General features: G+C 62.2%; 7 protein-coding genes. All 7 read left to right on the top strand.

The features are described from left to right. Nucleotides 1-153 precede the first annotated feature (153 nt). The 7 genes from ACFPN2_RS26565 (at nucleotide 154) to ACFPN2_RS26535 (ending at nucleotide 10801) form a co-directional block, all read left to right on the top strand. Nucleotides 154-438 carry a hypothetical protein gene (locus tag ACFPN2_RS26565; protein ID WP_380602278.1) on the top strand — a complete coding sequence of 95 codons (285 nt, stop codon included), beginning with the start codon at nucleotides 154-156 and terminating at the stop codon, nucleotides 436-438. A 705-nt stretch (nucleotides 439-1143) separates the two neighbouring features. Then, on the top strand, nucleotides 1144-2652 hold the full coding sequence (locus ACFPN2_RS26560; RefSeq protein ID WP_380602276.1) for an aldehyde dehydrogenase family protein: 1509 nt from the start codon (nucleotides 1144-1146) through the stop codon (nucleotides 2650-2652). A gap of 7 nt (nucleotides 2653-2659) precedes the next feature. Then, entirely contained in the window at nucleotides 2660-3580 is a 921-nt protein-coding gene (locus ACFPN2_RS26555; RefSeq protein WP_380602275.1) for an alpha/beta hydrolase, read from the top strand. A gap of 35 nt (nucleotides 3581-3615) precedes the next feature. Further along, nucleotides 3616-6048, top strand: coding sequence for a TonB-dependent receptor (locus tag ACFPN2_RS26550; RefSeq protein WP_380602273.1), 2433 nt, complete (start codon nucleotides 3616-3618; stop codon nucleotides 6046-6048). Nucleotides 6049-6052: 4 nt separating this feature from the next. Continuing rightward, nucleotides 6053-7537 carry an acetyl-CoA acetyltransferase gene (locus ACFPN2_RS26545; RefSeq protein ID WP_380602271.1) on the top strand — a complete coding sequence of 495 codons (1485 nt, stop codon included), beginning with the start codon at nucleotides 6053-6055 and terminating at the stop codon, nucleotides 7535-7537. After that, nucleotides 7537-9675, top strand: coding sequence for an acyl-CoA dehydrogenase family protein (locus ACFPN2_RS26540; RefSeq protein ID WP_380602852.1), 2139 nt, complete (start codon nucleotides 7537-7539; stop codon nucleotides 9673-9675). Before ACFPN2_RS26545 ends, ACFPN2_RS26540 begins: the two co-directional genes overlap by 1 nt. 4 nt (nucleotides 9676-9679) lie before the next feature. After that, nucleotides 9680-10801: an NAD(P)H-dependent flavin oxidoreductase gene (locus tag ACFPN2_RS26535; protein ID WP_380602269.1), complete on the top strand. Its 1122-nt coding sequence runs from the start codon at nucleotides 9680-9682 to the stop codon at nucleotides 10799-10801. Nucleotides 10802-10807: the final 6 nt, after the last annotated feature.

The raw sequence follows: 10807 nt of genomic DNA, 5'->3' as shown, positions 1-10807 counted from the left end.
TCGTTCTGAGCCATTTTCCACTTTCAGCTGTGATACCTGTGGATCGATGTGTGCTCAGATTGTGCTCAATCTTCGTGAGTAGCAGCCATGTCCAGATCAGTTATCCCGGCGGTGCCAACGCTTCCGCATGACTCCGTTCCGAGCAGTCAGACCATGAGCCGCTTCCCAACTATCCGCCATATGCTGAGGACCGCATTCAACGTAGAGGATGGATTATCCGAAGACGTGGCGATACGCTTCTATCAGCGATCTGCCACCCGCGGGGACCTGGAAAAGCTGAAGCAGGAGCTGCAACTGGCATTCGCCGCCCCCGACTTCTCCTGGAGGGAAATGCTCTCGAATCAGGAATACGAAGTATTCGACGTCGACTCGGAGGACGAGGCTCGCGAGTACGCGCGGAGAATTCTTTGGAAGCCGATTTTCTACAATGAAAGATGAGTCGAGGCGTACGTAGGGTGTGAAAGCAACTCCGTTCCCACCAAATTCCCAATGGTCCGGGACGATCATGTATCGAGCTCAAGTATTGGAGTTGTGAACGAATGTGTCGTTGTTCCGGCGGCAGAGGGAGCAACGCCTTCCGTTGTGCGTATCGGAGAGACTTTGGGCTACTCGATCACTGGCAAGATGGATGGCAAGTGATTGGAAGTAGCAGCGTTGGCTTTTGAAGACGACGTCCTGCTGCGTGAGTTCGGCTACCTCGATCAGAAGATGGTCAAGATGAACGTCGATCGGATCGACGTGAGCTTTCTGTAGTACCGCCTATTTCCGTCGTAGGCCTGTTGATGGCGAAGCCTTCGTCAGCTACGTCGAGCGACCCGCCCAGGTCAATGCACTTCCACCAACCCAACGCACCTATCGAAAGATAGCCGCCCAGCCGCGCCAACACGCCGGCTGAGCGCGTCCTCCAAACATTCAGTTTCATCGAGAAAATCCCTGTTTCGCCGCGTCGATGTCGACGACTATCAAAATTGCATCGCGTTATACTTTTCTTGACCTGGCCGATGCAGATGAGTTAGAAATTGACTCGTCGAAAAGACAACGAACGGATCACGCCATCGTCTGCGCAGAACGGACGAGGTCGGGACAGGGAAAGAGAGTCGTTGATTTGCCACTGGCAAGACGATGATCGGCGGAGGGGGAAAGATGAGCACGCGAGCAGTCGGATCATTGCTGCAATCGTCGGCGGCACGACGCTTCCTGGAGCGCGAGCATGGCTTGCTCGTCGGGGATGTGCGTCCTGGATCCATCACTGGCGAGCGTTTCGAGACACGCAATCCCGCCACCGGTCAGGTCATCGCCACCGTGGCGAAGGCGGGCAGCCAAGATATCGATCGAGCCGTCGGCGTTGCGCGCGTTGCGTTCGAAAGCAACGAATGGCGCGGCATGTCAGCGGCTGCGCGAGCCCGGTTGCTGTTGCGATATGCCGATCTGCTCGAACAAAACATGGAAGAGCTGGTCGAGCTCGAAGTGCTCGACAACGGCATGCCGAAGGGCTTCGCGCAGTGGGGCGTCAGCGCTTCCGCCGCGTGGCTTCGGCACTTTGCGGGAATGACGAGCCGTGTGATCGGTCAGAACACGTCGGCGGTAACGTCCGGAGACGGCGCTCGATTCCATTCTTATTCGGCGCTGGAGCCGGTAGGCGTTGTCGGCCTGGTCATTCCTTGGAACGGCCCGATCGCCACCTTCATGATCAAAGTGGCGCCGGCACTCGCGGCCGGTTGCACTTGCATCGTCAAGCCGGCCGAAGATACGCCACTCACGGCACTACGACTGGGCGAGCTGGTGTTGGAAGCGGGGCTTCCACCGGGTGTGCTCAACGTCGTGACGGGCTTTGGCGATGCCGGCGCCGCGCTCGTTGCGCATCCTGGCGTCGACAAGATTTCTTTCACAGGATCCACGGCGACCGGCAAACATGTCTTGAAGTCCGCAGCCGATAGCATCAAGCGCGTGACGCTGGAGCTCGGCGGAAAATCGCCTTGCGTGGTCTTCGACGATGCGGACATGGACCGGGCGATTCCGGGCGCCGCGATGGCGATCTTCGCGAATTCCGGTCAGGTGTGTTTCGCGGGCTCGCGTCTCTATGTGCAGCGTCGCTCGTTCGATCGCGTTGTCGAAGGCGTCGCGAACTTTGCAAAGTCGCTGAAGGTGGGCTCGGGGCTGGACGCGGAGAATCAGATCGGGCCGTTGATTTCCGGAAAGCAGCTGAAGCGCGTCGCCGACTACATCGCGCTGGGCGAGCACGAAGGGGGCAAGGTCGTCACCGGCGGTAGAAGCGTGAGTGGCGATGGATTTTTCATCGAGCCCACGGTCTTCACGAATCTCACCGCCGGGGCACGCATGGCGCGTGAGGAGATTTTCGGGCCAGTGGTCGTCGCGACGCCGTTCGACGATTTCGACGAAGTGGTCGCACTGGCGAACGACACGAACTACGGCCTCGGCGCCGGCATCTTCACCAGCAGCCTCGACAAAGCGCATACGCTCGCGAGCCGGTTGCGCGCCGGCAATGTTTGGATCAATTGCTACGGCGTGACGCATCCATCCATGCCGTTCGGCGGCTACAAAGAATCGGGCATCGGCCGCGAAATGGGCGACGAAGGCTTCAAGGCTTTTCTGGAATCGAAAGCCGTATACGTCGCGCTCGGCAATCCTTGAGGCTCGCGTGGCTCACTCCAAATCAGTCGCTCCGGATGTGCGTGCGTTCCTCGACATGATCGCGGGGCAGCCGCCGTTTCGCTCGCTCTCAGTAGCCGACGCGCGTGCCGCTGTACGTCAGCTGGCTGCCGCCGTCGACTTGCCTGCCGATCTTTCAGTCGAGAGCGAAGACATCGTGCTCGACATCGACCGCACTCGCCAACTGGCGGCGCGCGTCTTTGTCCCGCCGGGAATCGCCGTAGCGGGGCCGACGATTGTTTATTTTCACGGCGGTGGCTGGACCACCGGCGATCTCGATAGTTACGACAGCCTGTGTCGATCCATTGCGGCGTGCACGAAGCTGCGGCTGGTGAGCGTCGACTATCGGCTCGCGCCCGAGGCCACATTTCCAGCGGCCTACGAGGATGCGCTGGCCGCGACGAAGCTCGTGCTCGCGGCGGCAGGCACACGTGGCGTCATCGTCGCTGGCGATAGCGCAGGCGGCGGGCTCGCGGCCGCTGTCGCGCACGAGCTTCGACGCGAGGGCGGCGTGCTTGCTCAGTTACTGCTGTATCCAGTGGTCGATGTCGCAGGACGCGGCGGATCGTATTCGGAATGCGCCGCGGGCTTCCTGCTCGAAGCGGCCGATATGGAATGTTTCATCGACAGCTATGTGCCCGATCGAGCGCAACGGCGGGACTGGCGCTGTTCGCCGTTGCTCGCCGAATCGTTCGAGGGACTGCCGCCACTGGTGCTGCTCACTTGCGGCTTGGATCCGCTCAGGGACGAAGGGCGCAGCTACGCCGCGAGCTGCGCGAAGGCGGGCGTCGATGTGCATTTCATCGAGGCCCCCGGTCACATCCACGGCATCGCGATGCTCAGGCGCGCGATCCCGTCGTCGCAGGGAATCATCGATCGCGCGTGTGCCGGACTGATGACACTGCTCTAGGCGATACATAAGTCAGCTGGAATGGGGGAGTAATCGTGAACATCAAGAACAAATTCAGATCGCAGCGGGCCGGTGCGTTGATCGCGTCGGCCGTGGCATGCGCGGTGGGATCGGCGCCGATCTCGGCACCGCTAGCGGCCGAAGGCGGTTCGGCCGACGCGCCGCTGGAAGAAGTCATCGTGACGGCGCGCCAACGAGAGGAAAGCCTGCTCGAAGCTCCCGTCGCGGTATCGGCGGTCACTGCCGAACAGCTGACGACCTTCGGCTCGAGAGATGCCCGCGATCTGGCGCGACAGGTCCCGTCACTGGCAATCGATCGCTCCTCGAGTGGCGGCGGTGGCGTCATCGTGCTGCGTGGTATCGGCTCCTCGCCGTCGAACGCCGGCTTCGATCAGGCCGTTGCGGTCAACGTCGACGGCGTGCAAACCGGTCGGGCTCGTATCATCGATTTCGGCATGCTCGATCTGAAGCAGGTCGAAGTGATGAAAGGTCCGCAAGCGCTGTTCTTCGGTAAGAACAGTCCGGCGGGCGTCATCAACATGACCTCGGCATCGCCGACCAGCAGCTTCGAAGGTTACGTTCGCGCGGGCTACGAGTTCGAAGCTGACGAATACATCACCGAGGGCGTGGTCTCCGGTCCGCTCACGGATTCCCTGTCCGGCCGCGTCGCCCTGCGCTACAGCGAGATGGACGGCTGGTTGAGAAACACGGCAGGGCAACTGAACAGCTCGCCTTTCGCCGGCCCCAATAATCTGCCGCAGGCGCCGGACACCGATCGGCCCGGCGACAAGAATTTTCTCGGTCGCGTCAGCCTCGCGTGGAATCCGGACGGCAGTCCTTTCAATGCCGAGCTGAAGCTCGCCGGCATGAAGCACTCCGACGACGGCCCGTCCGCGGGACAGGAAGTTATAAATTGCGGTGCTTACGCCACGCCGGTCGTCGTCTACGCCGGCATTCCCACGCCGGCTGTCGATCCGTACGGCGACTGTAAGCTCGACGGCAGGTATTCGAACGGCGGCTTGCCCAACGGCTATGCCAACAATTGGCCGACCGCCGAACAGTTCCCGTACACCGACACCAAGATGACGCTGGGCAGTCTGGCCATCAATTACGTCGGAGATCGCTTTGGCGCAGCGTCCGTGACGGGCTACTTCAACAGCGACACCCAATACTTCGACAACTACGATGGCACCGTCTACATGGCGTACGACGCGGCCGAGCATGAGAAGTTCGAATCGCTGAGCCAGGAGGTGAGGTGGTTCTCGAAGTTCGACTCGCCGCTCAACTTCATGCTCGGCGCGTACTATCAGGACACGACGCTCGATTTCACCAACACCGTGCTGATCGCGCCGTTGCCGGTCGATGCCGCCACCGGGAAATATCACACCTGGGAGAAGCCGGGCAGCACCAAGGGCGAGACGATCTCCGCATTCAGTCAGCTTACCTGGGACATCACGGATCACCTGGAATTGGCAGGCGGCGTTCGCTACACGCACGAGGAGAAGGACTCGTGGATGACCAACGCCTGGGTGCATCCGCCCCTCTCGGGCACGGCACTCGCACCTCAAGGCAAGATGTTCACGGACAACTTCAAGGACGACAACCTGTCTCCTGAAGCAACATTGACCTGGCGGCCCACCGCGGACTTCACTGCATATGTCGGTTACAGGACCGGTTATAAGTCCGGCGGCTTCGGCATCAGCACGAATCTGGTGCCGGCGACCATCACCGTCGATTCGATCCGCTTCAAGTCCGAAGAGATCGACGGCTTCGAAGGTGGCGTGAAATCGCGATTGCTCGATGGCCGCGTGGTGCTGACGAGCAACGTGTACACATACGATTACACCAACCTGCAAGTCACAGCGTTCAACGCGGCGACCACCAGCTTCATCATTTCGAACGCGGCCTCGGCCACGATCAAAGGCATCGAGGCTGAGGTGTCTGCGAAGCCGCTCGACTGGCTGACGCTCAACGGCGGGGCGGCGTACAACAAAGCTCGCTTCGACGACTACCTCGCGCAGTGTTGGGGTGGGCAGACCGCGGCCCAGGGATGCAACGTTCCGAACGGCAACGGCACGTTCTCCTGGCAGCGCTCGGGTCAGCCGCTGTCGCGTGCCCCGGATTTCACAGCGAATGCCGGCTTCGACGCCAAGCTGCCGCTCGGTGCCAACTACACGTTCACCATCGCCGGCAACGCGCGCTTCAGCGACGACTACATCGCTGCGGACAACGGCAATCCGTTCGGCGACCAGTCGGCGTTCTGGCTGTTCGATGCGAATCTGAGCTTCGGTCCCGCGGACGAGCGTTGGCAGCTCTCGTTGATCGGCAAGAACCTCTCGAACGAGTTCTACACGTCGTATGTCGCCGAAAAGCCGGGCTCGCCGGCCGCGGCGGGATCGACCGTGCAACTGCTCGGGCTCGCGAACCGCAGCCGTCAGGTGCTGTTCCAGGGCCAGTTCAAGTTCTGATCCGATGCAAGCCAACAGGATTCCGGTCATCGTCGGCGTCGGTCAGATCAACGATCTGACCGATCTCGACGTCATCGATCTGATACGAGCCGCATTGGCAAACGCAGATCGCGATGCGGGCGGCGGCGTGCTGACGCAGCTCGACTTCCTCGGGGTCGAGAATCACATGAGTGGCAGTGTCGCGCCGTGGCCGGGCACCGAGCCGTTCCTGCCGCCTCTGATCGAGGCGGCGGGGCTGACACCGAAGTCTTCGTTACTCACACCGCAGCCCAGCGGGGACGGTCCCGTCTATCTGTTGAATCACGCGGCCAATCTCATCGCGTCCGGAGAAATCGAAGTCGCTGCATTGGTGGGCGGCGAAGCGCTGCGCACTGCTGCGAAACGTAGCGCCGCGGAGAGCGGAAAGTCGCAGAACGCCATGCGACAGTTGCTCGACGCGACCGTCAAGCCGTTCTTGCGCAAGTACGGGCTGACGACGCCCACTGACGTTTATCCGTTGTATGAGTCGGCCACGCGAGCCGCGTGGGGACAAAGTTTCGCGGAGGCGCGACACGAAACCGGCGCAATGTGGGCTGCGTACTCGCGCGCCGCTGCCGAGAATGACGGAGCAATTATTCGCGAGCCGCTGACGGCCGAGCAGATTGCGACGGTGTCCGATCGCAATCGCATGATCGCGTTTCCATACACCAAGCTCATGGTCGCGAACAGCGCGGTGAACCAGGGGGCCGCTGTACTCGTCACGAGTCTCGATCGCGCGCGTCGCATGGGCATCGCCGAGGATCGCATCGTCCATGTCGGTGCTGGCGCGGCGGCCAGCGAAAGCGAAGATTTCCTCGCGCGCGATTCCTATGTTCACTCCCGCGCGATGGAGGTCTCGATCGGCAAGACGCTCGAGCTCAATCGACTTCGTGCCACCGACCTCGATTACGTCGAGTTGTATAACTGTTTTCCGTGCGTCGCAAAGATGGCCCGACGCGTCCTCGACTGGCCGCTCGAGCGCTCGCCCAGCGTGTATGGCGGGCTCAGTTTCGGCGGCGGTCCCATCGGCAATTGCATGATGCACGCCATCGTCATGATGACTCGCAAGCTGCGCTCGGGCGGCAAGCACGGCTTCATTTTCGCGAATGGCGGCTTCGCGACCCACAACCATTCGATCGTGCTTTCTCGCGAACCCACTGCGACGTTACCACGCGATTTCGATTTCGAAGCCGATGCACAGAGTCGTCGCGGACCCGCGCCGGTATTCGATGAAGAGTATGTGGGGCCGGGGCGCATCGAAGCCTATTCCGTGCCGTACGGGCGCGATGGGCGCCCGAGTTTCGGCACGATCGTCGCGCGTGCGCCCGACGAGCGGCGCTTCGTGTGTCGCGTTCCCCAGGACGATCAGGCGGGTCTGCAGTTCCTCGTGTCGGGCGAGGTCGAGCCTGTGGGGTCGCACGGCGTCTGCGTGCAGGCGGACGACGGATATCGCTACTGGAGGCGGATGTGATGAAGCAGGACGAGCATTCGGAGCTGCTCGCAGAATCCATTCGGCGCATGCTCGCAGGCGAAGCGCTCTGGTCCAACGTCATCGAGCAGGGGCTCACCGGTTTCTTCTCGGGCGAACATTCCGATTCGCTCGCGGACTTGCTCATCGTGATGACTGAGATGGGGCGGCGTGCGTCGGTGCTACCCGTGCTCGAATCGTCGATTGCAAACCGATATGGCCGCGGACTGACTGCGTCGAGCTCCCGCCTGGCGCTCGCGGTCGGTACCTTCGGTAGAAAAGAACATTCCGGCAATCTGGTGTTCGAGCCGGAGCGGGTGCTGGGCATCGCGCGCTTCGTCGAAGGCGCGGCCGACGCAGACGAGTGGCTGGTACTCACCGACGACCGTTATCTATGTGCTGTGAAGCGCGGCGCCGAGGGCGCATCGCTGGAGTCGACGCCGGCCCTTGCGCCTGGGTTCGCCAATCTGCATCTCTGGTCGCCGGCACGCGCGCGTCAGTTGACGTCTGAACAATGTGCCGAGCTCTTGGCTATCGTGCGTCTCGGTTGGGCGGCCCGCGCCTATGGTGCCGCGGTGGAAGGTTTTGAGTCGTTCCTTCGTTACGGCAAGGAGCGCAAGCAGTTCGGACAACCCATCGCGTCGTTCCAGGCGCTCCAGCACAAGATGGCAAATAGCCACATGGCGCTCGAAGGCTGTCGCTTGCAGCTCGCCGCTGCAGGCCGCGCGCACGATGAAGGCGCTGCGAACTGGCGTGCGCTGGCGGCGTCCGCAACGGCATTTGCCGCCGGCTCGTTGCGTAAAGTCGCGTTGGAGACTCAGCATTGTTTCGGCGCCATTGGATTCTCGGAAGAGCATCCAGCGCCGGCGTTGTTTCGGCGGGTGCACGCGGATCTGGTACGCCTCGGCGGCGTGGGCAAGGCGAGGACGGACGTTGCCGACTTTGTTCTGGAAGACGCAGCGGGCGTCGATGCGCTCTTCAGTCACGCCGACGATCCTGTCGCGCTGTTCCGTGCGCGCTTTCGCGCGTGGCTTGCGAAGAACTGGTCGTCGCAAGAGCGAGATGCATCGCGGGCCCGCTCGGTCGGCGATCGTGTCTGGGATCTGGAGTTCGCCGGGCGATTGGGCCGTGCGGGATGGAGCACGCTCAACTGGCCGAAAGCCGCTGACGGGCTCGACGCAACTCCGTTTGAACAGCTTGCCTACGCCGAAGAACTGCTCAAAGCCGGCGCCACCGATCATTCGCTGATCTGCAGTTGCCGAATCATGGCGCCGGAGATCATCGCGCACGGCTCGCAGACATTGAAAGAAACGCTGCTGCCAGGGATGCGCGCCGGCACGGTGACCGGATGCCTCGGCTACAGCGAGCCCGAGTCAGGTTCCGACCTCGCCAGCTTGCGAACACGCGCGGTTCGTGAGGGCGATACATACATTGTGAACGGGCAAAAGATCTGGACCACCGATGGCCAGCGCGCTTCGCACATGCTGTTGGCGGCGCGGACGCATCCAGATCCAAAGATGAGACATGCGGGCATCAGCCTGTTCATCGTGCCCATGAACACTCCCGGCATCACCGTGCATCCAATGGAAGCGATGTATGGACAGAAGTTCTGCAGCATCTTCTTCGACAACGTGCGCGTGCCGGTCGATTCGCGACTGGGCGAGGAGAACGCGGGCTGGTCGATCCTCGCGGGCGCGCTTGCCAACGAACGTATCGCGATGGGTGGCCTCGCTATTCGAGTGCAGGCACTGCTCGGGTCGATCGCACAGTCGGTGCGGCAGCGGCCGCAGCTCAAGCAGGAATCGCTCACCCGCGATCGCATCGGGCAACTCGCGGCGGAGATGGTCACGAGTCGTTTGCTCGTCGCGCAGTCGCTTGCGCCTACGTCGACGGGCCCCGCACAGCTTGCGCAAGCTGCGATGGCCAAGGTTTTCGCAAGTGAGCTCGCACAGTCGGTGTGCGAGTCGGCGCTCGATCTGCTCGGCACGGCTGCGCTGCTCGGTCAGGGCACGTCCGAGGTCCCGGCCGACGGCGAGATCGAGCTGCTGCTCCGGAGCACCATCATGTACGTGGTCGGCGGCGGCAGTAACGAGATTCAGAGAAACATCATTGCGCAGCGTGGTCTGGGAATGGGGCGATAAAACGATGGAACCTATCAAGAGTCTGGTCGGCGCGGAATTTCCGCTGTTCGCTTTCAGTCACTGTCGAGACGTCGTTGCCGCCGTCAGCCGTGCCGGAGGTTTCGGTGTGCTCGGTGGCAGCAGCTTCACCCCGGAATCGCTCGAGCGGGAATTGAAATGGATCGATGAGCATGTGAACGGGATGCCGTACGGAATCGACATCCTCGTGCCAGAGCATCAGTCCTTCGGGCCGGCAACGGACATGGCCTCACTCGCTGCGCAAGTCCCGAAGGAACACATCGACTTCGCTGTGGGGCTGTTACGTAAGCACGGCATCACCGTGCAACCCGAAGACGTGGTCGACAAGTTGCCGCCCGCGACGCTGCCGGAAGTGGGCGAGGCGCTGATGGACGTCGCGTTTCGTCATCCGATCCGGCTCATCGTCAACGCGCTGGGCATCGCTCCGCCATCGATGATTGAGCGTGCGCGGCGCCATGGCATTCCGGTTGGCGCACTGGTCGGCGCGAAGGAACATGCGGTCCGTCAGGTGAAGGCGGGCGTGGATCTATTGATCGCGCAAGGCGGAGAGGCGGGCGGTCATTGCGGTGAGGTCTCGACGCTCGTTCTCGTGCCCGAAGTGCTCCGCGCGATCAAGCCCATTCGCGACGTTCCCGTGCTCGCCGCGGGCGGCATCATGAACGGCGCGCAGATGGCCGGCTGCATGGCGATGGGGGCTGCCGGTGCGTGGACCGGCTCCGTGTGGCTCGCGACTGCCGAGGCGGAAACGTCCGAAACATTCAAACAAAAAATGATCTCTGCGAACTCGCGCGACACGATTCGCTCGAAGTCGCGCACCGGCAAGCCGAGCCGTCAATTGAAATCGAGCTGGCACGACGCGTGGGACGGGCCGGACAGTCCCGGCGCGTTGCCGATGCCCATCATGGCCATGATCAGCATTCCCACGTTTGCTCGCATCGACAAGGCGGCGGATTCAGGCAACGCGGCCGCGAAGGAACTCGTGAGTTATTGGGTGGGCCAGGGCGTCGGCCTCATCGATGCCGTGCGTCCCGCTGCCGCGGTAGTCCGCGAGTTCCAGCAGGAGTTCGCGGATGCGGTCGAGCGGTTGGCGGCGACGATTGAGAGTTGAGGTGCG

Origin of the sequence: Steroidobacter flavus (assembly GCF_042651805.1) — a bacterium.
GTDB classification, from domain to species: domain Bacteria; phylum Pseudomonadota; class Gammaproteobacteria; order Steroidobacterales; family Steroidobacteraceae; genus Steroidobacter; species Steroidobacter flavus.
Note: the sequence above shows the minus strand (reverse complement) of the source record. Positions and strands in the feature narration are given on the sequence as shown.

Coding starts and splice junctions, on each gene's coding strand:
- ACFPN2_RS26565 (WP_380602278.1), top strand. CDS start 154: ATGAGCCGCTTCCCAACTATCCGCCATATGCTGAGGACCGCATTCAAC.
- ACFPN2_RS26535 (WP_380602269.1), top strand. CDS start 9,680: ATGGAACCTATCAAGAGTCTGGTCGGCGCGGAATTTCCGCTGTTCGCT.
- ACFPN2_RS26540 (WP_380602852.1), top strand. CDS start 7,537: ATGAAGCAGGACGAGCATTCGGAGCTGCTCGCAGAATCCATTCGGCGC.
- ACFPN2_RS26560 (WP_380602276.1), top strand. CDS start 1,144: ATGAGCACGCGAGCAGTCGGATCATTGCTGCAATCGTCGGCGGCACGA.
- ACFPN2_RS26545 (WP_380602271.1), top strand. CDS start 6,053: ATGCAAGCCAACAGGATTCCGGTCATCGTCGGCGTCGGTCAGATCAAC.